The following is a 26,641-nucleotide window of genomic DNA, read 5'->3' as shown; positions in this document are numbered from 1 at the left end:
ACTGGGGAACGCTAATGCCAAGTTTTCTACCTGCTATTACGCACGGTAGATCCATTTCCTCAAATCGTGTGACATTGAGTTGGTGTGGTGGCGTTGCTCGCTAGCATTGCGCGTAAGGCAAGTCGCCGGATGACTTGAGAGAGTTCGACATGGGCAATGGGGGCCACAATCAGCGGCGCCGTCGGTCGCGCACGTTCGGTTCGTTTGCGCGGCTCAACGTGGTCATTCTGTCCTCACTCCTCCTCGCTTGGTCTCCACTGGGTGTCGCGGCCTTCTACACGTACCTGGGGACGAGTGCGGGCAACGTGTTCAGTTCGGCCGCGTGCCCCCAGGCCAAGGTGGCGTCGACCCAGTCGGGCACGGAGGTCACCACGTCGGCGAGCACGGTGACGGTCAACATCACCAGCGTCGACCCGGCCAAGTCGTTCCTGACCTTCAGCACGTCGTCGAACAGTGCCAGGCCGGTCGGCTCCACCATCCGAGGGCGGATCGCGAGCAACACCACGCTCGAGTTCGTCCGCGCGACCGACGAGGGCTCGCCGCCGACGATCACCGTGCGGTGGTCGGTGGTGCAGTACTCCTGCGGCGTGTCGGTCCAGCGCGGGGCGGTGGCGCAGACCGCCGCGACGACGAACGTGCCCATCACCCCCGTGGCTTCGACCGACCGGTCGTTCCTCACCTGGTCCAAGACCGTGGAACCGTCCGAAACGGACTGGGGGCCGACCGACCAGACAGCGGGCAGGCTCACCGCGACCGACAACATCCGGTTCGACTCGCAGTCCGCGCCGGCGGGCGCTGGGGCCGCCGCCTGGTACAACGCGTCCTGGCAGTACCGCAAGACGATCACCATCGACCACACCAAGGTCAGCGCGAACCAGACGAACTTCCCGGTGCTGGTGAACATCACCGACGCCGACCTGCGGGTGTTCAGCCAGTCCGACGGCGACGACATGCTGTTCACCAGTTCGAACGGCACGACGAAGCTCAGTCACGAGATCGAGTCGTGGACGTCGAGCACCGGCGTGCTGGTCGCGTGGATCAACGTGCCCGCGCTGTCGAGCACGACCGACACGATGCTGTACCTGTACTACGGCAACGCTTCCGCGTCCAGCCAGCAGGGCGGCACCGCGGCGTGGCCGAGCCAGTACAAGTCCGTGTGGCACCTCTCGGAGAACCCCGCAGCCACCGCCCCGCAGTTCGAGGACTCGTCGTCGCTCGCCAACAACGGGACCGCGCAGGGCATGGCGGCGGGCGCCCAGGTGGCCGGCAAGATCAATGGCTCGCTGACGCTCGACGGCACCGACGACTACATGTCCACGACGAACCTGCTGACGAACCCGCAGAACTTCGCGGAGGAGGTGTGGTTCAAGACATCGACGGCATCCGGCAGGAAGGTGGTCGGCGTCGAGCAGGTGCAGGTCGGCACCGGCATCGGCAGCTACGACCGGCACATCTACGTCGGCACCGACGGCAAGGTCTACTTCGGCGTGAACGACGGCGCCGGCAACAACATCACCGTGGCCTCCACGGGCACGGTCACCGACGGGGCGTGGCACCACGTGGTGGGATATCGCGACGACGCCACCGACACGATCGGCCTGTACCTGGACGGGACTTTCCAGACCTCCACGGCCAGCACGCAGGCGCAGCCCTACAACGGTTACGTGCGCGTCGGCGCCTATCGTTCGCTCGGGCCGAACTGGCCTTCGGCGGGCGGCCACGGCTACTTCCCCGGCAGCGTCGACGAGGTCCGGTACACCGACACCGTGCCCAGCTCGTCGTGGATCACGACCCAGTACAACAACCAGAACTCGCCGGCGACGTTCATGACGCTGGGCGGCGCGCAGACGCAGAGCGGCTGGTACAGCACGAGCTGGCAGTACCGCAAGGCGGTCACGGTCGACGCGACGAAGGTCGGCACCGGCACGCACACCGACTTTCCCGTGCTGGTGGCGAGGACCGACGCCGGGCTGATCGGCAAGGTGCAGTCGGACGCCGACGACATCCTGTTCACCGCGGCGGACGGGGTCACCAAGCTGGACCACCAGGTCGAGTACTTCAACTCGTCGACCGGTCAGATGTACATCTGGGTCCGGGTGTCCAGCCTGACCAACGCGTCCAACACGACGCTGTACATGTACTACGGCAACGCGGGCGCGAGCAGCCAGCAGAACGCGACCGGGGTGTGGGCGTCGAACCACTACGGCGTCTGGCACCTGAACGAGACCGTCAACACGAACGCGGGCGGCTTCAAGGACTCGTCGTCCGCGGTCAACCACGCCACGTACCAGGGCTCTCCTGGCATGACCAACACGGCTGACTTCGGCGTCGACCTCGACGGCTCGAACGACTACCTCTCCACCGCCGTCCAGCAGACGGGCAGCGGACCTCAGGTGCTCACCGTTGAGGCGTGGGCCCAGACCACGGTCGCGTCCGGTAAGTCGATCGTCGGACTGGACGGCGCTCAGACGGGCACGGCCGCCACCCTGTGGGACCGCAGCCTGTACATGGGCACGGACGGCAAGGCCCGCTTCATGATCTACGACGGGGCGGTGCAGGTCGCGGTCGGCAACGCGGCGACGAACGATGCCAACTGGCACCACTACGTCGGCACCTACAGCAGCTCCACGCAGCAGGTGCTGTTGTACGTCGACGGTGTACTGCAAACCACGCAGGACACCGCCACCACGGCCGAGTCCGACCCCGGCTGGTGGCGCATCGGCTCCTACCACGAGTCGACCGGCGCCGCGGGCGCCAACGGCTACTTCGACGGCCTCGTCGACGAGGTCCGGGTCTCCTCGGTGGTGCGGTCGGCAGGCTGGAACCTGACCAACAAGAACGCGCAGAACAGTCCTGGGACGTTCACCATGCTCGGCGCGGAGCAGACGAAGATCGTCACGCCGCACACGGTCTGGTGGCAGGTGGTGGAGTTCACCAACGCCGCGGACATCTCGGTCCAGCGCGGCACCACGTCGCTGTCCGGCGCGTCGCTGTCCACCACCGCGTCTCTGTCCGCTGTGGACTTGAGCAGGGCATTCGTCATCGCGGAGTTCACCAGCAGCGGCAGCGGCGCGGACATCGGCGCCCGCATGATCCGGGCGCGGCTCACCAACAGCACGACGCTGACGATCGACAGATCCGTGTCCGGCACGCCGGACGCGCTCGAGCTGATCAGCTGGCAGGTCGTGGAGCTGAAAGACGGCTCGCGCGTGCAGTCCGGCTCCGCCGCGTTCGCGGGCGGTACGGCCACGGTCACACCGGCACTGACACCGGTGGACACGTCCAGAGCGACCGCGTTCGCGTCCGTCCGGGTGTCCTCCGGTGCGTCCTCCGGCCGCTCGGACTACGTCACCGACGACGTGCTCGGCGTCGCCTCCGCGACCGTCACGGTGACGTCGGCGACGCAGCTGACGCTCACGCGGGCGAACACCTCGGGTGCGACCGACATCGCGTGGTTCGTCGTCGAGTGGGGCGGCCCCGGCTGGTGGAACGCGAACTACGCACTGCGCAGTCCGATCTCCGTCACCACCACGACCGCGGCGTCGCCCGCCGACTACACGCAGTCCGTCACGTTCGACCACGCGGCGCTGGTGTCGACAGGCGTCTCGCAGGCGGACGGCGACGACGTGCGCGTCGTTTACTGGAACGGTTCGGCCTGGACGGAGCTGGACCGCGTCCTCGACGACTTCTCGTCGTGGAACAGTGCGACGACGCAGCTGTGGTTCAAGATGCCATCGGCGATCGGGACGAGCAGCAGCGACGCCAATTTCTTCCTCTACTACGCCAACCCGGCAGCGGCGAGCCCACCGGCGAACAAGTCCAACTTGTACGTCTTCATGGACGGCTTCGAGAGCGGGCTGGACAGCTGGAACTCGTGGTACGACAGCAACTGGCTGTACCGCAAGCAGATCACGCTGACGTCGGGCCAGATCTCCGGAACGAACACGGACTTCCCGGTGCTGATCAGCACAACGGACTCGGCGCTGATCACCAAGGCCCAGGCCGACGCCGACGACATCCTGTTCACCTCGAGCGACGGCGTGACGAAGCTCAAGCACGAGGTGGAGAAGTACACCAGCGGCAGCGGGCAGATCATCGCCTGGGTGAAGATGCCGACGCTGTCGAGCTCCTCGAACGTGCTGTACATGTACTACGGCAACGCTTCGGCCTCCGCGCAGTCCGATGCGGCCAACGTGTGGACGAGCGGCTTCGCCGGTGTCTACCACCTCAAGGAAAACCCGACGAACCCCGGCAGCAACGAGATCAAGGACAGCACGAGCGGCGTACACCACGGCAGCTCCAGCGGCACCATGAGCTCGTCCAACCAGGTGGCGGGCAACATCGACGGCTCGGTCGACTTCGACGGCACCGACGACAAGATCCCCACCGCCGACTACGCCGACGGCGCGAGTGTCGGTCAGATCAGCTTGTCGGCGTGGGTCAACTTGGACACCGTGAAGAACCTACGGCTGATCGCCAAGTCCACGACGGCGTCGAACACCGGGGCCAACGACTGGAGCTGGGCGCTGGGGATGGACACCGGAGTCCTCAAGGCCTCGATCGGCACGCCCACCAGCGACGGCGGCGTGCCCCGTGAGCTCGCGGCGGCGACAACCCTGCCGACGGCGACGTGGATGTACATGACCATGAGCTACGACGGCAGCAACATCCGGGCCTACAAGAACGGTGTCCTGCTCGGCACCCTCGCGCAGACCGGCACGATCACCGACATCACGCCGAAAGTCACGCTGGCCAACTACGACGGCACGACCAACCGCTACCTGGACGGAAAGCTCGACGAGGCGCGCGTCGCCACGACGGCGCGTTCGACCGGGTGGTTCCTGACCGAGTACAACAACCAGAGCAACCCCGGCAGCTTCCTCACGTTCGCCTCCGAGCAGACGAGCGGGGCGGGCAGCGTCTACACCGTCGCGAGCGACCAGGTCCACGGCGGCGGCAACGCGCTGAAGGTGCTGCCCACCGGGGTCGCGGGAAACCTGTTGACAGCCAAGAACGTCACGCAGGCCGACGTGCAGTTCGACGCGTGGTGGCGGATGTCGTCGACCAGCTCCTTCGACGTGGCGCAGAGCGTGCGCGCGGGCACGTCGGCGCCGTCGAACGGCTATCTCGGCTCGATCTCCTCGACCGGCTATCTGAGAACCGGTAAGGACATCAACGGCACGTACAGCACGTTCGACACGGCGAGCAGCAACGCCTGTCCAGGTTCCGGCCAGTGGGCGAAGGTGAGCGTGATGGTCGTCGGTACGCAGGTGAGGGTCAACTGCCGCAACACCGGGGTGTCCCTGGCCGTCGGGTGGTCGAACACCGGATCGGAACTGACGACGGGAACCGTCGGCTTCCGCACGTCCGCCGTGCCAGGTGGGCAGAACCTGTGGCTCGACGACGTCACGGCGCGCAAGCTGATCAACCCCGAACCGACGGCGTCCGTCGGCACCGCGGACCGTGCCTGAACAAGGTCCACACGTTGTGGTGAAAGAACTTCGGCCGCGCGTAACAACTGCGGGAAACACGGGTCCAACTGGTGTACGGCACAGGTTTCTCCATGTCCAATCAGGGTGATCGGAGCCCGCTGTGACCAGTTCTTCATCAGTCGACAAGGAAACGCGCTTCGACCGGCTACGAATCCGCCGGTCGGTGCTCATCCTCAGCATCTCACTCGTGTCGGTTGGCGTGGCGCTCGTATCAGCGCTCTACACCTACACGGCGACGAACACCGGCAACGTCTTCTCGACGGGCACCATCCACCTGACGTTGAACCCCGCGACCGCCATGTTCAACTCCACGTTGAACCCCGGTGACACGGTCAACCAGGACATGCAGGTGCTCAACGACGGCACCATGCCGCTGCGGTACGCGATCACCGGCCTGACGACGGCGTCGAGCAACGGTGGCGTCGCGGACACCCCTGCGGTCAACACGCTGGCGGCCGCGTTGCAGCTCACGATCAGGTCGGGTCTCACGGAGGCCAACTGCGAGTCGGGCAACTACACGGGCGCCACTGTGGAGTACGGTCCCGGCCCGACGAGTGACATCACCACCGCACGGCAGCTCGTCGGTGACATCACAGCGGGCCAGCAGGACCCCAACGCCGCGGCGCTGCCGGGCGCTGACCGCGTGCTGGCGAACGGCACCAACGAGCACCTGTGCTTCACGGTCGGCCTGCCAGGTGGTGACACGAACGCGGGTCTCAGCACGACCGTGACGTTCGCGTTCGTCTCCGAGCAGACGGCGAACAACCCGTAAGGACGTCGTGACGGAGACCGCTGATCAGACGGCTGTCCGGACCACCTCGGTCCGGGCAGCCGTCGGCGTGTGCGTGGAGATCATCGGCTGGATCTTCACCGCGGTCGTCGTGGGCCTCGTGATCGCGAGTGTCGTCATGATGGCGCGTGGCTACCGGATGGTGGCGGTGACCAGCGGCAGCATGCGTCCCACCTACGAGGTCGGCGACGCGGTGCTGGTCCGGCCGGGGAAGCCCGACGACGTCCGGATCGGCGACATCGTCGTGTTCAGCACGGGCGACCACACGCAGATGACCATTCACCGGATCGTCGGCGGCTACGAGGTGTTCGGCCGCGGGCTCCACTACCGGACCAAGGGCGACGCCAACACCGAGCCCGACGCACAACTGCTGCACCCGGACGCCATACAGGGCAAGGGTTCCTCACGGATTCCCCAGGCCGGCCGCATCGCCCACCTGCTGTCCGCCGACGCGGGCCGGATCGTGCTCATCGGTCTGCTGATGCTGATGATCGGCCGGGAAGTGGTGACGATCGTGCAGGTGCGGCGGCGGATGAAGAAGCGTGCGCAGGCCGCCCCACCGGCGGACGACGAAACCGCGGCCGGCCTCGACGAACTCCTCGAGCTCCCTCAGGAGATTCCGGAAGCCCGGACGCCGAAGTCACAGGACCGATCGCGCGCGAAGTGAAAGTGCCGCCGAACCCGAGCGCGGGGGGTTCGGCGGCACTGAACGTGGTGGCGGAAGTTCACAGCCATTCGCGGTCGCTCATCGCGTCACCTTCCCAGGGGTGTTGAACCACAGCCACAACGCGACGATGAGCAGAGCCGCCGCGAAAGTTCCTTGCCACGCAGTGGGTTCCGTGACCACCATGCCGAGGTTGGCGATGCTCAGCAGCCCGAAGACTCCTGACAGGACCAACCGGGTGCGCTGGTCGTCCATCCCGTTCGTGCGGCTTCGATCATCGATACTGGCCATGCCAACCTCCTGAACACATCAACGTTCTGCGTGACCGCTGGCGCCGCTCTCCGCCCGCGGACGGGTGCGCAGGGGCGGTCGGTATCGGTAGCCGACGCCGCGCACCGACTCGATCGGCGAGGTCGCCGAGTCGTCCCACTGGAGCTTGCGGCGGAGCCTGAGCACCGTGAACTTCACGCGCTCGGCCCCGATGCCGGTTGGGTCCTCCCACGCTTCGGCCAGGAGCTGGCTGGACGACAGCGTCACGCCCGCGTTGCGGGTGAGCATGTTCAACAGTCGGAACTCGATGGGGGTCAGCGACACCTCGCGATCGTCGACGTGGACGAGCCGGGAGAGCGGGTCTATCCGCAGCGTCCCGTCGTCGTAGACGCGCTCCGACCACTGTGCCGGGCGAGCCCTGCGCAGCAGCGCCTCGACCCGCGCCAGGAGCTCGCCGTTGGTGAAGGGCTTGGTCAGGTAGTCGTCGGCGCCCGCACGCAGGCCGCGGATCTTGTCCGACTCCTGATCGCGTGCGCTGAGCAGGAGCACCGGCACGTCGCTGACGTCACGGATGCGCTCGAGCACAACGAGTCCGTCCATGCCGGGCAGTCCGATGTCGAGCAGCACGAGGTCCGGTTTGGACTCGTACACCGCGCGCAGGCCGGAACGGCCTTCGTTCGCGCGCTCCACCTGGTAGTTGTTCCTGGCCAGGAGCAACGCCACGATCCGCGCGATGTCCGGATCGTCCTCGACTACGAGCACCCGTGGCATGGTTCCTCCCGACGATCAACTCACGTCCCAACGTAAGTGGGCCGTAGCAAGATCACGTTCTCATCACTCGGCCGTGTTTCGGAGGTGCTCACACCGTGATGGATCTGCGTGTCGATGCGGCAAGTCGACGTGTCGTACACGCAGATGAGTGATGAGTGACGGGGCGGTTCGTCCGTGTTGGTCAACCCTGTGTCACAAGCGCGATCACGAACGTGGAATAGACCATGAACGGTCCCAGCGGTAGCACGGAGCCGCGCCGGGCGTGCCCGGTGGTCAGCAGGACCAGACCGACTGCGCCGCAGAGAACGAACGACAGCGCGGTCGCGAGCAGGACGGCGCCCCAACTGATCCACCCCAGCGCCAGGCCGAGCAGTCCGGCCAGTTTGACATCGCCCAAACCCAGCTGGCCCGGTCGGATCAGCGCCAGCACCAGATATCCGGTCGCGAGCGCCGCACCGGCGAGCAGAGCGCGGAGGAACTGGGCAGGTTCTCCGTTCGCCAACGCCGCCGCGGCGAACAAGCCTGCCAGCAACGGATATGCCGACAGGGTGAGCCGGTCGGGCAGGCGGTACACCAGCAGGTCGATCGTCGCCAGCGCCACGCACAGCACGGTGAGCCAGCAGAACGCGACCAGTTCGGGACGCGGACCCACCGCGACGGCCATCGTGCCGAGCGCGGCGGCGGACACGATTTCCGTTGCTCCACAAGACAACGCCACGCGCTCGCCGCAGGACGGACAGCGGCACGCGAAGGTGGGCCTGAGGGTGCGTCCGCACCGTGAGCAGGTCGTCCGCTCGGCCTCGTCGGCGGGTACGGAGAGCCGGAACACCACGGCCCGCACCCATGGCCCGGTCAGCACACCGGCGGCGGCCGCGACCGCTGTCGTCGTGAGATCCACGCCTGACACGGTAGCCACAGTCCACTCAGAACACCGTCCATGTCGGTCATTCGTACGACAGGACGTCGTCGGCATCGGCTGATCCGCGAGAACTATTGGCCGTTCGCCCGCTGTCCGCGGGGGTTGCGCATCCCGCACAGTTGTCCACATCGGGCGGCGGCAAGGGATCGCCCAACCACAAGAGGAGATCGCAATGCTGGTTCTGATCGCACACCTGCAGACCTGGGTCGGCGACCGTCTCGACCGCGACCGCGGCGCAACGGCCGTCGAGTACGGCCTGATGGTCGGGCTGATCGCCATCGCGGTCATCGGCGTCGTGGCGACTTTCGGCGAGGAGCTCGCCGGGCTGTTCACCGGCGTGACCGACCAGCTGCCCGGCACCACGCCCGCCCCCTGAGGCCGGAGTCGGATGAGCCAGCTGCTCAGGGGCCGGTCAGCACGGATCGGCCCCGGCGGACACGAGCAGGGCTGAGCAGAGAGAAGGATCATGCGACGACGCTTGCTCACCATCGGACTCACGTTGCTGCTCGCTGCGGTCGGCACCACTGCGGTGCTGCTGTACGTCCGCGCCGCCGACGCTCGGGCGTTGGCGGGCAAACGCGCCGTGTCCGTCGTGGTCGCGGACAAGCGGGTGTCCACCGGCACGACCGCGGGCAGCGCCAACCAGAGCGGATTGCTGCGGCTGGAGAAGATGCCCGCCGAGTCCGTGCCCGCGAACGCGCTCGGGAAGATCGACGCGGATCTGGCCGGGCTCGTCGCGACCGCCGACATCCAACCCGGTCAGCTCGTGCTGAAGTCCATGTTCGCCGCGGCCAAGCCCGTCTCGGTGGGCTTGCCGATTCCCGACGGCAAGATCGCCGTCAGCGTCGAGCTCAGTGCTCCGCAGCGGGTGGCCGGTTACGTCAAGGCCGGTTCACGGATCGCGGTGTTCGACACGTACTCCGCACTGGACGAGCAGACCCGGACGCCTTCCGGTGCGGGGCTGGAGAAACAGCCCGAACGCAACCAGGTCACCCGACTGCTGCTGCCGAAGGTCGAGGTGCTTGCCATCGGCGGGCCGGGCAACGCGAAGGCCTCCTCGGGCGAGGGCGTCCTGGTCACGGTGGCGGCCACGCAGTCCGAAGCCGAACGGCTCATCCAGCGCGCCCAGTTCGGCACGCTGCACCTCGCGCTGCTCGGCGACAGCTCTCAGGTCACCGAAGGTGCCGGCACCGACAGCAAGTCCGTCTTCCAACCTGCGAAGTAGATGAGGGTGAACCATGGCGATCCTGTGCACGACGTCGAAGGCGGTGATCCCCCCGGTGTCCGGTGCGCTGGGGGGCGACGTGTTCGTCGTGGACGACCTGTCGGCGGCCGACCGCCGACTCGTGTCCGACCCGGCGGAGACGCTGGTCGTCATCGGGTCCGATGTGGACCTCGACGACGCGTTGAACTTCACCGCGTGCCAACGACTGACGCGCCCTTCGCTGGGGGTCGTGCTGTTGCGCGAGGGGCTCGAGGTAGCGGTGCTGGCGCTGGCGATCCGCGCCGGCGTGCGCGAGGTCGTGCCGGCGTCCGACCTCGACCTGATCGCCGAAGCCTGCCTCCGTTCCGAGAACCTGTCACGGATGACTCCGGTCGCCGTTTCCCTTCCCTCGCAGCAGGGGACCGAGGGGAAGGTCGCGGTCGTCTTCGCGACCAAGGGCGGCTGCGGCAAGACGACCACGGCCACCAACCTGGCGGTCGCGCTGCATGCGGGCGGCACCAAACGCGTCTGCCTCGTGGATCTGGACCTCGCGTTCGGTGACGTGGCGATCTCCCTGCAGCTGACCCCCGTCAGGACGCTGGTGGACGCCGTCGCGATGGACGGAAGGCTGGACGTGACCGGTGTGTCCGGACTGCTGACCCACTACCTGCCCGGCTTCGACTGCGTGCTCGCCCCGGTGGAGCCGGGTGACGCCGAGCAGATCCCGGCATCGCTCGTCACGGATCTGCTGCACGTGCTGCGTCGCATGTTCGACTACGTCGTCGTGGACACACCGCCGCAGTTCAACGAGCACGTGCTCGCGGTGCTGGACGAGGCGGACCACCACATCCTGCTCACCACGCCGGACGTGCCGACGCTGAAGAACCTGCGGCTCACCATCGACATGCTGGACATGCTGTCCTATCCGCGCGACCGGCGTGCCATCGTCCTCAACCGGGAAGACCCGAGGGTGGGGCTCACCGTGGCCGACGTGGAGAGCGTGGTGAAGACGAACGTCACCTCCCGGATACCCGCCAGCCTCGCCGTACCGGCCTCGATCAACCGCGGCGTACCGATCACGGTGGAGTCGCCTGACCATCCGGTCAGCATCGCGATCAGGGACATCGCCGCCGGGACGATCGCAGGCGCCAGGCACGAGCCGTCCGCCGCCAGGCGCGGGTTCCTCGGGCTGAGGAGGCGGTCCGGATGAAGCTGAGCGACCGGCTGGCGCAACTCACCATGCCCGTCAAGGCCGAGGAAGAACCAGCGGTGGCCCAGCAGCGTCAACCCGACCACTTCGCCGAGGTCAAGAACCGCGTGCACGGTGCGTTGCTGGACGCACTCGGGCCCAAGCTCTACGACGAGCGCCTGGAGGAGCACGAGCTCGAACCGCGTGTGCGCACCACGCTGCAGGCAGTGCTGGAACAGGACGAGACGCCCATGACGCTCGCCGACCGCAGCCGCATGGCGACCGAGGTCGCCGACGAGATCCTCGGGCACGGTCCGCTGGAGCCGCTGCTGCGCGACACCGAGGTCAGCGAGATCATGGTCAACGGATGCGACCAGATCTACGTCGAGCGCAAGGGAAAGCTCCGGCTGGTGGACTCCGCGTTCACCAACGAGGCCCACCTGCGCCGCATCATCGAGAAGATCGTGTCGCGGGTGGGCAGGCGGGTCGACGAGGCCAGCCCCATGGTGGACGCCCGGCTCCCGGATGGCAGCCGGGTCAACGCTGTGGTGCCGCCGATCGCGCTGGACGGCTCGTCGCTGACGATCCGGAAGTTCGCCACCGACCCGCTCCGGGTCGACGACCTGATCAGGTTCGGCACGATCAGCCCCGCTGTGGCCGAGCTGCTGTCGGCGTGCGTGCGCGGCAGGCTGAACATCCTGGTGAGCGGAGGCACCGGCTCGGGAAAGACGACGACGCTCAACGTGCTGTCGTCGTTCATCCCCTCCGACGAGCGCATCGTCACCATCGAGGACGCGGCGGAGCTGCAGCTGCGACAGGACCACGTGCTGCGCATGGAGTCACGGCCCGCCAACGTCGAGGGCAGGGGACAGGTCAGCATCCGCGAGCTCGTCCGCAACTCGCTGCGGATGCGACCGGACCGGATCGTCGTCGGCGAGGTCCGTGACGGCGCCGCGCTGGACATGTTGCAGGCCATGAACACCGGTCACGACGGATCGCTGACGACCGCGCACGCCAACACACCGCGCGACGCGCTGGCACGGCTCGAGACCATGGTGCTCATGGGTGGTGTCGAACTGCCGAGCCGGGCCATCCGCGAGCAGGTCAACTCCGCGCTCGACCTGATCATCCAGCAGGCGAGGCTGAAGGACGGCAGCAGGCGGATCACCCACATCACCGAGGTGATCGGGATGGAAGGTGACGTGATCACGCTGCAGGACCTGTTCGTGTTCGACTACGCGGCAGGCGTGGACGAGCACGGCAGGTTCCGCGGGAGCCTGCGTTCGACGGGGCTGCGTCCCACCTTCGCGGACCGGCTCGCCGACCACGGGATCACCCTGCCAGCCGAGCTGTTCTCTTGATCACCCGACTGGTCTCGGTCGCGTTCGTTCTCGGTGCGGTGCTGCCGCCCGTGGCGAGCGCGGACCCGAGCGCCGAGCTCGGCCCGGTCCGGTTCGAGGACGGGAAGGCGCACGTCACGCTGACCACGCGCGACCTGCCCGTGCTCGACCCGGCAGGAGTGCGCGTCGACATCGACGGCACACCTGTGCACGCCGCGGCGACGGTGGCCGGCGAGCCACCGCAGAGGCGGGCCGTGCTGGTCGTGCTCGACACGACCGGCACGATGAGCGGCACGGCGATCGCGGCGGCGCGCGGCGCGGTCACCGACTACCTGTCGGCGCTTCCGCCGGACGTCCACACCGGACTGATCACCTTCACCTCGCACCCTGAGCTGACGGTGCCGCTCACGCCCGACCGGCAGCAGGTGACGGCCGCACTCGCGCGGGCGGGCACCAGTGGCAGCAGCCCGCTCAACGACGCGGTGGCCATGGCGGCCCGCACCCTGGCCGGGGTGCCCGGAGCGCGACGGCTGCTCGTGTTGTCCGACGGCGAGGACGCCGACGGCGGCGCCTCGCTCGACGGCACCCTGCGGATGCTGTCCGAGGCGGGTGTCATCGCCGATGTGGTGGCGCTCGACGTGGCCGCGGGAGCGACAGCCGCAGGGCGCGACCGGATCGCGCACGGCAGCGGCGGGCAGGTGCTGACAGTGGCCGGCGCGAAGGCCGCGGTCTTCGCGCCGGCAGCTCCCCTGCGACTCGAGGTGACCGCCGACGTGCCCGACGAGCTGTCCGGCCGGGATGTCCGGCTGACCGTTCGCGTCCGCGCGGGTGGGACGGAAGTCGTTGCGGGAACGGGCACGCGCGCTCCCGACCGGCGCGGCGAGGTGATGCCCGCCGTGCCCACCTGGTTGTTGCACGCGATGCTCGGCGTGGTCTGCACCGTCCTCATCGGACTCGGATGGCTGTTGTCCGGGCGCCGGGCCTGCAGGCACGCGCTGTCGCGGCGGCTCGCCGAGGTGAGGCGCTACCGCGTGCGGGATCGTTCGACGCCGGCGATCGGTGCCGTGCACTCGCGGCCGCTGCTCGTGCGCCTGTCGCTGGCGCTGAGCGAGCGGGTGGTCAGCGCGCGCGGCCAACGGGAACGGCTCGAGCTCGAGCTGGACCTGGCCGGCGTTCGGTTGCGTCCGGCGGAGTGGCTGCTGGTGCGGTTCGGCACGGGTGTCGTGCTGGGTGTGGTCCTCGCGGCAGCCTCGGGTGAGCTGTTGGTCGGCGGACCGTTCGGAGCGCTGCTCGGGTGGTTCGCCTGCCGGGTGTTCCTCAAGGCGCGCGTCGCCAAGCGGCGTTCTTCCTTCGGCGAGCAGCTGCCGGACACGTTGCAGCTGGTGGCGGGCGCGCTGCGGTCGGGGTTCTCGCTCCCGCAGGCGCTCGACGGCGTGGTGCGGGAAGGAAGCCAGCCCATCGCCGGGGAGTTCGCGCGGTCACTGGCCCGCACCAGGCTCGGTGTCTCGGTCGAGGACGCGCTGGCCAAGGCCGCCGAGCGCATGGAGTGTCAGGACCTCGCATGGGTCGTGATGGCGATCCGGATCCAGCGAGAGGTCGGCGGGAACCTCGCCGAGCTGCTGCTGACGACCGTGCACACCATGCGGGAGCGGGCGACGGTGCGCAGACAGGTCAAAGCGCTGACCGCCGAAGGCAAGATGTCGGCCTACGTGTTGATCTCACTGCCGATCGGCATCGGCTCGTGGATGTTCATGACCCGTCGCGACTACCTCGAACCGCTGTACACCCGGCCGATGGGCTGGGCGATGCTCGCCGGGTGCGTGACCTCCCTCGGCGTCGGCTGGTTCTGGATGAGCAGGTTGATCAAGGTGGAGGTGTGAGGTGACCGGAACACTTCCGCTGGTGGTCGGCCTCGGCGCCATCGCGGCCTCGCTGGTCCTCCTCGGCCTTCACGTGGCCACGGGAACGAGTGGCTCCGCCAGGTTGTCGCGCAGGCTGGCCCACATCGAAGCGGTCTACGGCCGCGCCGAACCGGCTGCCGGGGTGAGCGGTGAGCCGGCGCTGCCGCCCCTGCTGGACCGGTTGCGCGCGGTGGCCGCCCGTCTCTCGCCCGGAGCGACCACGGCGTCGTTGCAACGCAGGCTGGACCTGGCGGGCAACCCGTCGCGGTGGACCCCCGAACGCGTGCTCGCGTACAAGGGCGCCGGGCTGTTCGGGCTGGCCTCGGTCGGCGTCCTGTACGGGCTCGGGTCCGCACTGACCATGATCGGTTACGCCCTGGCCGGTGCCGCGGCGGGGTTCTTCCTGCCGGACCTGCTGCTCCACAACGCGGCGAGCAAGCGGCAGGCGCTCATCGCCAAGGACCTCGCGGACGTGCTCGACATGCTGACCGTGTGCGTCGAGGCCGGGCTGGGCTTCGACGCCGCGGTGTCCCAGGTCGCCCACAACACCTCGGGGCCGCTGTCGGTCGAGTTCTCCCGGATGCTGCAGGACATGCGGCTGGGCAAGTCCAGAGTGGACGCGCTGCGGGCATTGTCCGGCCGGACGACTCTCAACGAGGTGCGCGCGTTCGCGTCGTCGCTGGTCCAGGCGTCCGAACTCGGCATTCCGACCGCGCGGGTGTTGCGCGAGCAGGCGGGCGAGATGCGGGTCAAGCGCCGCCAGGCGGCGGAGGAGAAAGCGCAGAAGATACCGGTGAAGATCCTGTTCCCGCTGCTCATGTGCATCTTCCCCGCCCTGTTCATCATCGTCATCGGACCAGCCGCCATCGGCATCTACGACTCGATGTTCGCTCGCTGAACGCAACCGTCCCGCAACCATCCGACACCTCGGCCCGCACCCGAGGCACGGCTTCATGGAGACACACAGGTTTCCGGGAAGCAGAGGACGGTCATGGCGATTCGACTCGTGGTCGTGGACGGACAACCCCTCGCCCGGTTCGGGCTCGCACGGCTGCTCGAGGGTGAGGCGGACGTGGAGATCGTGGGCGAGGCGGCCACCGCGGCCGAGGCGGTCGAGCTCATCGCGAGGACGCGGCCGGACGTGGTCACCGTCGACGTGACGCTTCCGGACGGAAACGGGCTGACGCTGGCCCGTGAGCTGCGTGACCGCTGGGACTCGCTGGGCATCGTCGTGCTGACCTCCAACGGGGAGGACGACGTGTTGTTCCGCGCGATGGAGACCGGTGTCTCCGCGTTCGTGCCGAAGACGTCGGCGTTGGCGGAGATCGTGGGCGCGATCCGGCACGGCGCCGTCGCCGCGTCCTCGTTCACCGCGACCGGACTGGCAGGCGCGTTCACCCGGCTGCGGGAGTCGCGGGCCCGTTCTCCGCTGAGCCCGCGGGAGGCCGAGGTGCTCCTGCTGCTCCAGGACGGGTTGTCCGTGCCGGCCGTGGCTCGGACGTTGCACATGAGTCCGTCGACGGCGAAGACCTACGTGGCGCGGCTCTACGACAAGCTCGGGGCGTCCAGCCGTGCCCAGGCGTTGATGACCGCGCTGGACCGAGGCCTCATCGGCCTGCGCACGGCCTGATGATCCCCAGTTTGCGGTACTGAACAACGCTCCACTGTGGACGGGATGCCAGCATCGAGCTCAACGGCCGGAGGTGCCACGTGGTTTCGAAGGTGCTGGTGATCGAGGACGACCAGGACATCCTCGGTCTGCTGGAGTGTCACCTCAACGCCATGGGGTTCGAGGTCACCCTCGCTCACACCGCCGAACTGGGACTCGACCTCGCGCGAGCCGATCCGCCCGACGTGGTGGTCGTCGACATCGTGCTGCCGGGCAGGGACGGCCGCTGGGTGATTCGCGAGCTGCGGGCCGACCCGAGCACGCGGCGGTGCCAGATCGTCGTCACCACGATGCTCGACCCCGACGACATCGGTGTCGGCGACGTGGACGCGATGCTGCTCAAGCCGTTCGACCGCGCCGCTGTCCGTGCGGCCATGGGGGTTGCGTCGTGACCACCGTTCTCGTCGCTGAGGACGACGCTGACATCCGCGACCTGTTGGTGTTCAAGCTGATGCAGGAAGGCTTCGACGTCGCCGCCGTCGGCGACGGCCGGTCCGCTCTCGACGCGATCGTCGTCCGACAGCCCGACCTGGTGATCCTCGACGTGATGATGCCGGGGATGTCCGGCCTCGACGTGTGCAGGAGGCTGCGGGAGGAACCCGCGACGAAGGACCTGCCGATCATCCTGCTGACCGCGCGTGCGCAGGAGACCGACGTCGAGTCGGGGTTCGGCGTGGGCGCGGACGACTACGTGACGAAGCCGTTCAGCCCGCGTGAGCTGCTCGACCGGGTGCACACCGTGCTGGCTGGTGGTGCGCGGACGTGAGCTCGGGTCAGCCCTTCCGGCGGTTGCTGTTGTTGACGTTCGGGCCGCTCGTGGCCGTGGTGCTGACGCTGCTCGGGCTCGGGCTCGGCGCGATCTCGGTGGCCGCGGACTCCGTGGAACAGCTGGTGTTCCGCGTCCAGCCGTTGCAGCGGGCGAACGCCGAGCTCCGGGCGACCATGCTGGACAGCTCACGGGGTTTGCGCGGCTACACCTACAGCGGGGACGCGACGTACCGGGAGGCGTACGACCGCGGGCACCAGAGCTACGCCCGGTCGAAGGACGAGGTGACCCGCCTCGCGGTCGGCAGCGAGCAGGACGCCGCGCACGAGCTGGCCGAGCTGGCCGACCACTGGTTCGACATGACGTCGACGGTGAGGTCGGCCGGACCGGGAGGGCAGCGGACGGGTGTGCTGCTGGCGAACGGCTCCCTGGTGCTGGACGAGTTCCTCCGCACCAGCAACGAGCTCGCCGCGGAGATCGACGTCACGAGTGCCTCGCTGCAGCAGAGCAGCGCCGCGACCCGGCGGCAGGCGCAGCTGGTCCTGCTCGCCTGCGGAGCCTTGGCCATCGTCTTCGCGATCGCGGCCGCCACCGCCACGGCACGCAGGTTCTCCGACTCGGTCGCCGGACTGCGGACCACGGTCACCCGGTGGGCCGCGGGCGACCGGGACGCCCGTGTTCCCGAGCACGGGCTCGCGGACATGCGGGAGGTGGCCCGTTCCATCAACACGATGGTCGACGAGGCGACCAGGTTGCACGACGTGGAGCGCGAACGGGAACGCTGCCGGGACATCGCCGCGGGCATCGGCGTCCGGATCCGTGAACACCTCGACGTCGACGAGGTCGTCAGGCTCGCCACCACCGAGATCGGCAGGCACTTCGACGCCGAACGGGTCTGCGTGTGGCTGGCCGAGGGTGTGCTGGAGGACACCGAGGCGGAGCTGGCCACCCCCGAGTGGCACGAGCTCGACCTGGCGCCGCTGAGGTCCACGCTCGACGCCGGAGGGGAACGGATTCCGATCGCGCCGTTGCGCACCTTGTACGCGGAGCGGCGTTCCCAGGTGGTGCGTTTCGCGGCGGACGCCGAAGCACTGGGACTGCCGCAAGATCCACGCGACGGCGCGATGCTCGTCGTGCCGTTCGGACGCGGCGAGATCGTGCTCGGAGCGGTCGTCGTCGTCCGCTCCAGTGGCGCATGGCCACTCGTCGAGGTGGACGCGCTGGAGCACGTCGCGGCCGACCTCGCCCGAGGAGTCGACCAGGCCCGGTTGTACCAGGAACAGCAGGTGCTGGTGCGTGACCTGCGGGCGCTGGATCGCAGCAAGACCGAGTTCGTCTCGAACGTCTCCCACGAGCTGCGCACCCCCATGACCAGCATCGCGGGATACGTCGAGATGCTGCGCGACGGTGACGGCGGCACGATGAACGACTGCCAGCGGACGATGCTGGAGGTCGTGCACCGCAACGCGACGCGGTTGCGCAAGCTCATCGAGGAGCTCCTCCTGCTCGCCAAGCTCGAGTCGGGCGCGGTCGACATGGCGGCGGAGACAGTGGACGTCAGCTCGCTCGTCGAGGGTGTCGTGGACACTCTGCGCCCCGCCGCGAAGGTGGGCGGCGTTCGGCTGGACCGCGAGAACGACGACGAGCTCATCGTGATCGGCGACCCGGCACACCTCGACCGCGTGCTGACCAACCTGGTGTCCAACGCGGTCAAGTTCACCCCCGCGGGCGGTGAGGTGCACGTGACCTCACGCCGGTGCCACGACGGCTGGATCGAGGTGGAGGTCACCGACACCGGCATCGGCATTCCGGAAACCGAGCAGCAGGCGATGTTCACGCGCTTCCACCGGGCGACCAACGCCACGGAGAAGGCGATTCCCGGCTCCGGGCTGGGCCTGGCGATCGTGAGGCAGATCGTGCACCGGCATGGCGGGCACGTCGCGCTCGCCTCGAAGGAAGGCGCGGGCACGACCGCGACGGTGCGGCTTCCCGCCGCCGGGACAGGAGAAACGGCATGAGAACCGCAGAGGGCCTGGTGGCGACGGGGCCGTACTGCCTCGACGACGCGGTGCTGATCGCCACCGCGCTCGGCCGTGTCCCGATCGCCGGAGTCGCGCTCCTCGAGCGGGACGAGCTCCGCCTGCGCGAGGTGCGGGGAATGCCGCCCGACCGCTACGGCGAGCTGCTGCCGTTGTGCCAGCAGACCGTGGACGCCGACGACCTGGTCGTGTTCGCGCGGCCGCGGCGGTCCACGGGACGGGTCGTGCACTACTACGCGGGCGTACCGATCCGAGCGGACGACCGGCGGCCGGTCGGCGTGGTGTTCATCGCCGCCTACGACGCTCCGCACTTCGACCACGTCGCCCACGACGCGTTGTGGGTGCTGGGGCGTCAGGTCGAGCGGCAGCTGGAGGCGGAGTGGGCGGGCAAGGCGACGGACCTGCTGAGCCGGGTCGTGTCGACGGCGCACGGCGCGTCCGGCGTCGGCGAGGCGCTGCGGTCTTGCCTCGAGGAGGTCTGCGCCTTCGCCGAATGGCCTGTCGGTCACGCCTACGTCCCCGCCGACGACGGCACGGGTGAGCTGATGTCGTCCGGCGTGTGGCACTGCGCGGACGAGCGCCGCTTCACGCGGCTGCGGGACGTCACGGGTGCCGCTCGGGTGGCTCCCGGCGCCGGGCTGCCAGGCGAGGTCGCCGCCACGATGTGTCCGAAGTGGATGGATCGGCTCGACCTGGCGGAGATCGGGGTCAGCAGTGCGTTCGCATTCCCGGTGTGCGCGAACGGCGAGCTGGTCGCGGTGCTGGAGTTCTTCCACGACGACATCCGGTCGCCCAGCCCGCACCTGCTCGACGTGGTCACCGAGCTCGGGCGAGAACTGGGCGTCGCCGCCACGCGGATCTCCGACCGGGCGCGGCTGCGGGACACCGTGCACCAGCTCCGAAAGATCATCGGCACCGCGCACGACGCGTTCGTCGCGCTGGACGGTGACGGCCTGGTGACCGAGTGGAACGAGGCCGCGGAGCGGATGTTCGGCTGGCGCCGGGAGCAGATGCTGGGCGTGTCGCTGGCCGACAGGGTCGTGCCCGACCGGTACCGCGAGGAGCACGTGGCCGGAATCGCCCGCCTGAAGGCCACCGGCGAAGGACCGGTACTGGGCCGTCAGGTCGAGCTGAGCGCGGTGCGGAAGAACGGGCAGGAGTTCCCGATCGAGCTGCTCGTCTGGGAACCGCAGTCGAGCGACGTGTACCGCTTCAACGCGTTCGTCCGCGACATCAGCGATCGCAAGGAGGCTGAGCGGGCACTGCACGCCGCGTACGCGCGCGAGCAGGAGGTCGTCGAGGAGCTGCGCAGGCTGGATCGGACCAAGACCGACTTCATCGCCAACGTCTCCCACGAGCTGAGGACCCCGTTGACGTCCATCTCGGGTTACCTCGAGCTGCTGGTCGACGGCGCCGCGGGGGAGCTCTCGGGTGAGCAACTGGACCTGACATCGGTCATGCAGCGGAACACCCAGCGGTTGCTCCGGCTCGTGAAGGACATCCTGACCGTGGGCAAGATGGACTCCGGCCAGTTCCGCCCGGACCTGGTGCCGACCGATCTCGGGGCGCTCGTCGCCGCCGCGGTCAAGAGCGTGGAACCCGAGGCCGTCGGCAAGGCGATCAACCTGGTCAGCCAGGTAGGACCCGACCAGATCACGGTGCCCGCCGATCCGAACCAGCTCGACCGCGCGCTGCTGAACCTGCTGAGCAACGCGGTCAAGTTCACCCGGCCTGCGGGGTCGGTGGCGGTCCGGGTGCGGCGCATCGGGAACGAAGCGCGGATCACCGTGGCGGACACCGGCATCGGGATACCCGCCGACGAGCTGCCGAGGTTGTTCGACCGGTTCTTCCGTTCGTCGCTCGCGGCGGACAACGAGATCCAGGGCACCGGTCTTGGTCTGGCCATCGTCAAGCACATCGTGGAACAGCACGGTGGCGCCATCTCCGTGACGTCCCGTCCCGGTGAGGGAACGATGGTCGCCGTCGTGCTGCCGATCTGCGGTCCGCAGCCGTAGGCAACCCAGCGCCGTCTACAACTGTTCTGCACCCGAGCGGATACCGGTGTGCTCACCGTGTGCTCGAAGACTCGAACCATGGCAACGGTCAGCGAAGTCGAGACACTGGTGCGCGGCCACCTTTCGCTGGTGGAGCGCGAGGTTCGGCGGCTGGGGCGCAGGTTGCCGCCCCACGTCGAGCGGGACGACCTCGTGTCCGCGGGGCTGCTCGCACTGGTCGGCTGTGCGCGGGGCTACCAGGGCAGGGGGTTGTTCGCACGGGTCGCGTGCGTGCGCGTCCGCGGCGCGTTGCTCGACCACCTGCGCGACCTCGACTGGGCGAGTCGCTCGGTGCGCGCCAGGGCTCGCCAGTTGCAGGTCGCCGAGGACGACCTCGTCGCGGTGCTCGGGCGAACCCCCACGGCCGCGGAGCTCGCCGAGGCGCTCGGGGTGACCGCGCGCGAGGTGTCCGCCCGCGTCCAGGACGTGCTGCGGGCGGACACCTTCAGCCTGCAGGGAGTCGCGCCGGAGATCACCGACCTCCTCGTGCGCGAGCGAGCGCCCGGTCCCGAGGACCTGCTGCTGCGGCGTGAGGAGATCGGCTACCTGCGCGACGCCGTCGAGGCGCTGCCGGAACGACTGCGCACGGTCGTCGTGCGGTACTTCGTCCAGGGGTGCTCGATGGTCGAGATCGCGGCCGAGCTGGGCGTCGGCGAGTCCCGTGTGTCCCACATGCGGGCGGAGGCACTGGCGTTGCTCCGCGACGGCCTCAACGCCCAGCTCGACCGCGACCTGGTGGCCGAGGCGCCGTCCGATCACGTTGCCCGCAAGCGCGAGGCGTACTTCGCCGCGATCGCCGGACGCGGCACCCTGCGCAGCCGCCTCGCCGCATGACGGCACCCGTCCCTCAGCCGGGTGGGGCGAGGACCACGACGGAGTTGTGGCCGCCCATCCCCAGTGAGGACTTGACGGTGATGCCGTCGGTCAGGGGAGTGGGGCCGTCGAGCAGTTGCGGGTGCCCGGACGCCACGGTGTGCGGTGCGGGAACCAGCCCTCGCTCGCAGCCCAGTGCCGTCGCGGCGACCTCGATCGCCGAAGCGGCGCCCTGGCAGTGCGCGACGAGCGGCTTCACCGAGTAGATCCCGACTCGCGGGGAGAGCAGCCGCTCCACCACCGCGGCCTCCGCCCGATCACACTGCTGCGTGCCGGGACCGTGGGCGTTCAGGTAGCGGACCGCGGAGGTCCCGACGCCCGCGTTGGCGAGCGCGTCCTGGAAGCACCCGACGACCTGGGTCAGCCGCGGGTCGATCGACGTGACGTGATGCGCGTCGTGGGACATCGCACCCCCGAGCAGGTTCAGGTAGGGGCTGGACGCGCGGTTCGACAGAACCATCGCCACCGACGCCTCGCCGACGGTGAACCCGCGGCTGCCCTCCTGGAACGGCCGGCAGGCGTCCAGCGGGTCGGCGTCGGTCACCGCGACGCCGAGCCGGACGAAGTGCCGCACGTTCTCCGGCGTCGCGGAGAGGTCGGTGGCCACGAGCACGACGTCGTCGACCACCCCCGCGTCGAGCCACGCCTTCGCGGTGATCAGCGCGGCGTTCCCGGACGCGCACATCGCCGAGACGTTCATCGCGGGACCGTGGAAGCCGTACTCCCGCATGAGCGTCGACATCGGTGTCGACGGCATCATGCCGAGGAACTCCCGCACCGGGACGTTCCTGTCGCGCGACGTGTGGAAGTCCCGCCAGAGATCCACTTCGCCCAGCACGACCGCGTGCAGCAGGCCCACCCGCCTGCCGGGGCGCCAGCCGCGGTGGCCGGCGTCGGTGATCGCCTCGCGGGCAGCCGCCCGCATGGCCCTGGCGAACCGGCTCGGCCCGTCCGCGAGGTCACCTCCGTCCGGAACGAGCGCGACCCACGCCCCGGCCGGTCCATAACCGTCGACGAGCGCGGCGGCGGGTTTGCCGCTCACCAGCCCGTCCCACAACGGCTCACGTCCCCAGCCGTAGCCGCTCACCACGCCGATGCCACAGATGCCGATCATGTCTCGTCCTCTCTGCTGTGCCTGCCGCTCACAGCGGACTCAGTGACGCGGAGATGACGACGACACGGTGGTGACATGGGGTGGACTCGTGTTGCGACGCCGCCGGAAGTCCCGCAGCCAGTCCCGCACGGTCGTCTCGGGCAGTCCCAGACTCAGCGCGATCCGTCGGTAGCCGTTGCCGCGGATGTGCGCGGCGACGGCCTCCCGGATGACCGGCGCCGCGTACGCCCGCCGGAGTCGCATCCAGTCGGGCAGCAGCACGTGTGTGCGGCGACAGCTCGAACATCTGGCCCTGCGAGGGCGCACCTTCCGGTCCGCGATGCCGCGCAGGCGCACGACGCGTTCGCGTGCCATGCCCCACGGCCGCAGCGCGCCACGGCAGGCCGGGCAGGCGAGCAGGCCGGCTCGCAGGGACTCTTCCAACGCCGATGTCGTTCCGGTCACCACACGCATGTCCAATTCTCGTCAGGTTCTCGTCGAAATCGCCGTTGAGAGCGGTATGGACGCTGAAGCGAAGCTCGACTCCGGGGTCGTCGCCGACTTGGCGGTGTCCGCCGACGCCGCGATCATGTGGTGGTTCGATCTCACGACGAGTTCCGCCACCTGGATGCCGGGCATGGGTGAGCTGCTCGGCGTGCCCGACGCGGGCATCCGCGCGCGGCTCGGTGAGCTGCTCGAACCACTGGTCGTCGCCGCACGCACGGCCGCCGTGTGGCAGGACTTCACACTGGAGCAGCCGAACCTGATGCCGGACGGGACCACGAGGTGGGTCCAGGTTCGTGCCTGCGTGTCCGGCGACGCCACCGCGAAGGGCCTGACCGGGGTCGCCACCGACGTGACGAGGCGGCACACCGACCGGCAGGCGCTGGCCGACCTCGCCGACCGCTACCGCCTGCTCGTCGAGCTGAGCCCCGACGCGATCGCCGTGCACGAGGCGGGTGTGGTCACCTACGCCAACCCGGCGGGGATCCGCGTACTCGGTGCGCGTTCGTCGGCGGAGATCGTGGGGCGGCCCATCACCGACTTCGTGCATCCCGCCTCGATCCCGGAGATGATGCGCCGAATCGGCGCACTCACCACGCCGGGCGCCGCGTCGGAACCCGCTGAGGCGGCCATCGTGCGGTTCGACGGCGTGACGGTCGACGTCGAAGCGGTTTCCGTGCGGACCACGTGGGAAGGAAGGCCGGCGTTCCAGGTGATCCTGCGCGACGTGACCGCGCAGAAGGCCGCCGAGGCCACCCTGCACTACCAGGCGGCGCTCGTCGCACACGTCAGCGACGCGATCATCGCGACGACCGCGGACGGCATCGTCACGACGTGGAACCCGGCCGCCGAAACGGTGTACGGCCGCTCGGCCGCGGAGGCTGTGGGCCGGCATGTCGGCACGATGGTGGGTGCCCGGCTCGATCCCGTCGACGTCCTGCGGCTGGGCGGCGTGACGCACGCCGTGCACCGGAGAGCGGACGGATCCACGCTCGTCATCCGGGTGTCGGCCGCCGAGATGGACTCCGGGTACGTCCTCGTCTGCGCGGACGAAACAGCGCGGCGCCGGGCCGAGCAACACTTCACGACGGTGGTCGCCTCGCTCGAGGAAGGGGTCTTCGTCGTGGGGCAGACCGGGCTGATCGAGTCGGCCAACCCCGCCGCGGAACGCATTCTCGGTGTCCGCGAGGAGCAACTCGTCGGGATGTCCACGACGGTCGTCCCGCTGTACGACGAGAGGGGCGCGCGGGTGCCCGAGGCGGACTACCCGTGCGCGCTGACCCGGAGGACGGGACTTCCGCACAACGGGCGGATCTTCCGCGTGCGTCGCAGGGACGGGCGGGACATCTGGCTGTCCGTGAGCTGCCGTCCGCTCAACCAGGTGAGCACGTTCCCGGCTGCCGTGGTCGTCTCGTTCGCCGACATCACCGAGCGGCGGTCGATCGCCGCCCGGCTCGAACACGACGCCACGCACGACGCGCTCACGGGGCTGGCCAACCGCACACTCGTCATCCGTCACCTGACCTCGCGCACGAGCACGATGTCGGTCCTGTTCGTCGACCTGGACAAGTTCAAGGTCATCAACGACTCGCTGGGCCACTCCGCAGGTGACAAGGTGCTGCGGATCGTGGGCGAACGGTTGCGCAGGCGAGCACGCGGCGGCGACCTGGTGGGCAGGCTGGGCGGCGACGAGTTCGTGGTCGTCGCCCACGCCATGACCCACGGCGAGGTCTGCGCGCTCGCCCAGCACCTCCGTGACGCCGTCGTCGCGCCCGTTCTCGTCGACGGGCGGCAACTGCACCTCGACGCGAGCATCGGGATCGTCACGGCCGGACCGGACGACCCCCGCGACGGCGAGGACCTCGTCCGCGACGCCGACGTCGCGATGTACCAGGCGAAGTCGCAGGGGCGGGGCAGACACGTGTTCTTCGACGTCGACCTGCGCGAGCGCATGCAGCGCAGGCTGCAGCTCGAGCAGGACCTGCGTGACGCCGCGCGCAACGAGCAGCTCGCGGTCGTCTACCAGCCGATCGTCGACCTCCGGACGAGCCGCGTCGTGTCGGTCGAGGCTCTCCTGCGCTGGGCGCACCCGGTCCACGGGGCGATCTCGCCCAGCGAGTTCATCCCGCTCGCGGAGGAGAGCGACCTGATCAACCTGCTCGGCGGCCACGTGCTGCGGACGACGACCGAGCAGGTGTCCGGTCTGCGTGCCCGCGTCGGGCCGGACTGCAACCTGGCGGTCAACCTGTCGCCGCGGCAGCTCGACGACCCGCGGCTCGTGCCCGCCGTGCAGGACGTGCTGCGCACGACGGGCTTGTCGCCGAGCACCCTCTGTCTCGAGATCACCGAGAACGCGCTGATGAGGGATCCGTCGATCGCCGCGGAGACGTTGAGCGCACTGCGTGAGCTCGGCGTGCGGCTCGCCATCGACGACTTCGGCACCGGGTACTCGTCGCTCGCCCAGCTCCGCAGACTCCCGATCGACCAGCTGAAGATCGACCGGTCGTTCGTCGCCGCGCTGGGCGAGTGCCGGGACGCCGAGGAGATCGTGCGGAGCATCATCATGATGGCGCACGCCGTGAACCTGACCGTCGTCGCCGAGGGGGTGGAGAACGCCCGCCAGCTCGACGTCCTGCGGCACCTGGAGTGCGATCAGGTGCAGGGCTTCCACATCGGCAGGCCCACGGCGCCCGAGAACCTGGTGACCACCGGCTGACGTCGGCCATCAGTTCCGCAGGTCGACCTGCCACACGGGTTGTCCGGGGCGCCTCAGCACCTCCAGACCGCCGACCACGCGGAGCCGGATCCGCCCCTGCGCGTCCGCGCCCGTCGCGCTCACCTCGCCGACGGGGCCTGCCGTGCCGTACAGCCGGATGTGTTGTCCTGGCTCGAGGTCCTCGGCCGGAGTCCGCCGGGTGTTCACCGCCTGCGACGAGGGCCGCCACCTGGTCGTGCACCACTTCCACACCAGGTAGCCCAGCGGGGTCGCGACGACCGGCAGCCACGGGTGCAGCGGCACGGTGGCGAAGAACGCCGCTGACGCCGCCCAGAACCCGGAGCTCACCGGGAGCTTCCCGAACTGCACCCACCCCGTCGTGCGCAC

The 26,641-nt window shown here is 69.1% G+C and carries 22 protein-coding genes and 1 pseudogene; 16 read left to right on the top strand and 7 right to left on the bottom strand.

Going from position 1 to position 26,641, the window contains the following annotated elements:
• Nucleotides 1-274 precede the first annotated feature (274 nt).
• Nucleotides 275-679 (bottom strand): hypothetical protein, encoded by a 405-nt coding sequence (locus FKR81_RS43405; protein ID WP_186762855.1) that lies wholly within the window; start codon nucleotides 677-679, stop codon nucleotides 275-277.
• Here FKR81_RS43405 and FKR81_RS08650 point away from each other — a divergent pair.
• The 3 genes from FKR81_RS08650 (at nucleotide 651) to FKR81_RS08640 (ending at nucleotide 6,949) form a co-directional block, all read left to right on the top strand.
• A complete protein-coding gene (locus tag FKR81_RS08650; RefSeq protein WP_186762854.1) occupies nucleotides 651-5,471 on the top strand; it encodes a DUF2341 domain-containing protein in 4,821 nt (1,606 codons plus the stop codon). The genes FKR81_RS43405 and FKR81_RS08650 overlap by 29 nt on opposite strands.
• 208 nt (nucleotides 5,472-5,679) lie before the next feature.
• Nucleotides 5,680-6,264, top strand: a complete 585-nt coding sequence (locus FKR81_RS08645) for a TasA family protein (RefSeq protein WP_186762853.1) — start codon at nucleotides 5,680-5,682, stop codon at nucleotides 6,262-6,264.
• 7 nt (nucleotides 6,265-6,271) lie between these two features.
• Nucleotides 6,272-6,949 (top strand): signal peptidase I, encoded by a 678-nt coding sequence (locus tag FKR81_RS08640; RefSeq protein ID WP_146350451.1) that lies wholly within the window; start codon nucleotides 6,272-6,274, stop codon nucleotides 6,947-6,949.
• 78 nt (nucleotides 6,950-7,027) lie between these two features.
• On the opposite strand, the gene FKR81_RS08635 is transcribed toward FKR81_RS08640, so the two are convergent.
• From FKR81_RS08635 to FKR81_RS08625, 3 genes are all read right to left on the bottom strand, one after another.
• Nucleotides 7,028-7,237 carry a hypothetical protein gene (locus FKR81_RS08635; protein ID WP_146350450.1) on the bottom strand — a complete coding sequence of 70 codons (210 nt, stop codon included), beginning with the start codon at nucleotides 7,235-7,237 and terminating at the stop codon, nucleotides 7,028-7,030.
• A gap of 18 nt (nucleotides 7,238-7,255) precedes the next feature.
• Nucleotides 7,256-7,987 carry a response regulator transcription factor gene (locus tag FKR81_RS08630; RefSeq protein WP_146350449.1) on the bottom strand — a complete coding sequence of 244 codons (732 nt, stop codon included), beginning with the start codon at nucleotides 7,985-7,987 and terminating at the stop codon, nucleotides 7,256-7,258.
• Between the two features lie 181 nt (nucleotides 7,988-8,168).
• The gene (locus FKR81_RS08625; RefSeq protein ID WP_186762852.1) at nucleotides 8,169-8,885 is read right to left on the bottom strand and encodes a prepilin peptidase; all 717 of its coding nucleotides are present in this window, start codon (nucleotides 8,883-8,885) and stop codon (nucleotides 8,169-8,171) included.
• Between the two features lie 193 nt (nucleotides 8,886-9,078).
• On the opposite strand from FKR81_RS08625, the gene FKR81_RS08620 reads away from it, so the two are divergent.
• From FKR81_RS08620 to FKR81_RS08565, 12 genes are all read left to right on the top strand, one after another.
• Nucleotides 9,079-9,282: a Flp family type IVb pilin gene (locus FKR81_RS08620; protein ID WP_146350447.1), complete on the top strand. Its 204-nt coding sequence runs from the start codon at nucleotides 9,079-9,081 to the stop codon at nucleotides 9,280-9,282.
• A gap of 90 nt (nucleotides 9,283-9,372) precedes the next feature.
• Nucleotides 9,373-10,131 (top strand): Flp pilus assembly protein CpaB, encoded by a 759-nt coding sequence (gene cpaB, locus FKR81_RS08615; protein ID WP_146350446.1) that lies wholly within the window; start codon nucleotides 9,373-9,375, stop codon nucleotides 10,129-10,131.
• Nucleotides 10,132-10,144: 13 nt separating this feature from the next.
• Entirely contained in the window at nucleotides 10,145-11,320 is a 1,176-nt protein-coding gene (locus tag FKR81_RS08610; protein WP_146350445.1) for an AAA family ATPase, read from the top strand.
• A complete protein-coding gene (locus tag FKR81_RS08605) occupies nucleotides 11,317-12,660 on the top strand; it encodes a CpaF family protein (protein ID WP_146350444.1) in 1,344 nt (447 codons plus the stop codon). The genes FKR81_RS08610 and FKR81_RS08605 overlap by 4 nt, the downstream gene beginning before the upstream one ends.
• On the top strand, nucleotides 12,657-14,519 hold the full coding sequence (locus FKR81_RS08600; protein WP_146350443.1) for a type II secretion system F family protein: 1,863 nt from the start codon (nucleotides 12,657-12,659) through the stop codon (nucleotides 14,517-14,519). The genes FKR81_RS08605 and FKR81_RS08600 overlap by 4 nt, the downstream gene beginning before the upstream one ends.
• 1 nt (nucleotide 14,520) lies before the next feature.
• Nucleotides 14,521-15,438 carry a type II secretion system F family protein gene (locus tag FKR81_RS08595; protein ID WP_222598199.1) on the top strand — a complete coding sequence of 306 codons (918 nt, stop codon included), beginning with the start codon at nucleotides 14,521-14,523 and terminating at the stop codon, nucleotides 15,436-15,438.
• Between the two features lie 93 nt (nucleotides 15,439-15,531).
• Nucleotides 15,532-16,170 carry a response regulator transcription factor gene (locus FKR81_RS08590; RefSeq protein WP_146350442.1) on the top strand — a complete coding sequence of 213 codons (639 nt, stop codon included), beginning with the start codon at nucleotides 15,532-15,534 and terminating at the stop codon, nucleotides 16,168-16,170.
• Nucleotides 16,171-16,250: 80 nt separating this feature from the next.
• Entirely contained in the window at nucleotides 16,251-16,601 is a 351-nt protein-coding gene (locus tag FKR81_RS08585; protein WP_186762851.1) for a response regulator, read from the top strand.
• Entirely contained in the window at nucleotides 16,598-16,975 is a 378-nt protein-coding gene (locus FKR81_RS08580) for a response regulator transcription factor (RefSeq protein ID WP_146350440.1), read from the top strand. Before FKR81_RS08585 ends, FKR81_RS08580 begins: the two co-directional genes overlap by 4 nt.
• A complete protein-coding gene (locus FKR81_RS08575; protein WP_146350439.1) occupies nucleotides 16,972-18,993 on the top strand; it encodes an ATP-binding protein in 2,022 nt (673 codons plus the stop codon). The genes FKR81_RS08580 and FKR81_RS08575 overlap by 4 nt, the downstream gene beginning before the upstream one ends.
• Nucleotides 18,990-21,029, top strand: coding sequence for an ATP-binding protein (locus FKR81_RS08570; protein WP_146350438.1), 2,040 nt, complete (start codon nucleotides 18,990-18,992; stop codon nucleotides 21,027-21,029). Before FKR81_RS08575 ends, FKR81_RS08570 begins: the two co-directional genes overlap by 4 nt.
• Nucleotides 21,030-21,107: 78 nt before the next feature.
• On the top strand, nucleotides 21,108-21,902 hold the full coding sequence (locus FKR81_RS08565; protein ID WP_146350437.1) for a sigma-70 family RNA polymerase sigma factor: 795 nt from the start codon (nucleotides 21,108-21,110) through the stop codon (nucleotides 21,900-21,902).
• 13 nt (nucleotides 21,903-21,915) lie between these two features.
• On the opposite strand, the gene FKR81_RS08560 is transcribed toward FKR81_RS08565, so the two are convergent.
• Both FKR81_RS08560 and FKR81_RS08555 read right to left on the bottom strand, forming a co-directional pair.
• Nucleotides 21,916-23,055, bottom strand: a complete 1,140-nt coding sequence (locus FKR81_RS08560) for a beta-ketoacyl synthase N-terminal-like domain-containing protein (RefSeq protein ID WP_146350436.1) — start codon at nucleotides 23,053-23,055, stop codon at nucleotides 21,916-21,918.
• 39 nt (nucleotides 23,056-23,094) lie between these two features.
• A complete protein-coding gene (locus FKR81_RS08555; protein WP_146350435.1) occupies nucleotides 23,095-23,508 on the bottom strand; it encodes a DUF6431 domain-containing protein in 414 nt (137 codons plus the stop codon).
• 46 nt (nucleotides 23,509-23,554) lie between these two features.
• On the opposite strand from FKR81_RS08555, the gene FKR81_RS08550 reads away from it, so the two are divergent.
• On the top strand, nucleotides 23,555-26,254 hold the full coding sequence (locus FKR81_RS08550; RefSeq protein WP_146350434.1) for a sensor domain-containing protein: 2,700 nt from the start codon (nucleotides 23,555-23,557) through the stop codon (nucleotides 26,252-26,254).
• 9 nt (nucleotides 26,255-26,263) lie between these two features.
• On the opposite strand, the pseudogene FKR81_RS08545 reads toward FKR81_RS08550, so the two are convergent.
• Nucleotides 26,264-26,641 (bottom strand): annotated as a pseudogene (locus tag FKR81_RS08545) (hypothetical protein); the annotation flags it as partial.

Origin of the sequence: Lentzea tibetensis, assembly GCF_007845675.1 — a bacterium.
In the GTDB taxonomy this organism is placed as follows: domain Bacteria; phylum Actinomycetota; class Actinomycetes; order Mycobacteriales; family Pseudonocardiaceae; genus Lentzea; species Lentzea tibetensis.
The sequence above is the reverse complement of the archived record's forward strand: the minus strand, read 5'-3'. Positions and strand labels throughout refer to the sequence as shown.

Bases quoted from the DNA above. Each gene is read 5' to 3' on its own strand.
- FKR81_RS08635 (WP_146350450.1), bottom strand. From the start codon at position 7,237: ATGGCCAGTATCGATGATCGAAGCCGCACGAACGGGATGGACGACCAG.
- FKR81_RS08630 (WP_146350449.1), bottom strand. From the start codon at position 7,987: ATGCCACGGGTGCTCGTAGTCGAGGACGATCCGGACATCGCGCGGATC.
- FKR81_RS08620 (WP_146350447.1), top strand. From the start codon at position 9,079: ATGCTGGTTCTGATCGCACACCTGCAGACCTGGGTCGGCGACCGTCTC.
- cpaB (WP_146350446.1), top strand. From the start codon at position 9,373: ATGCGACGACGCTTGCTCACCATCGGACTCACGTTGCTGCTCGCTGCG.
- FKR81_RS08610 (WP_146350445.1), top strand. From the start codon at position 10,145: ATGGCGATCCTGTGCACGACGTCGAAGGCGGTGATCCCCCCGGTGTCC.
- FKR81_RS08605 (WP_146350444.1), top strand. From the start codon at position 11,317: ATGAAGCTGAGCGACCGGCTGGCGCAACTCACCATGCCCGTCAAGGCC.
- FKR81_RS08590 (WP_146350442.1), top strand. From the start codon at position 15,532: ATGGCGATTCGACTCGTGGTCGTGGACGGACAACCCCTCGCCCGGTTC.
- FKR81_RS08570 (WP_146350438.1), top strand. From the start codon at position 18,990: ATGAGAACCGCAGAGGGCCTGGTGGCGACGGGGCCGTACTGCCTCGAC.
- FKR81_RS08565 (WP_146350437.1), top strand. From the start codon at position 21,108: ATGGCAACGGTCAGCGAAGTCGAGACACTGGTGCGCGGCCACCTTTCG.
- FKR81_RS08560 (WP_146350436.1), bottom strand. From the start codon at position 23,055: ATGATCGGCATCTGTGGCATCGGCGTGGTGAGCGGCTACGGCTGGGGA.
- FKR81_RS08555 (WP_146350435.1), bottom strand. From the start codon at position 23,508: ATGCGTGTGGTGACCGGAACGACATCGGCGTTGGAAGAGTCCCTGCGA.
- FKR81_RS08550 (WP_146350434.1), top strand. From the start codon at position 23,555: ATGGACGCTGAAGCGAAGCTCGACTCCGGGGTCGTCGCCGACTTGGCG.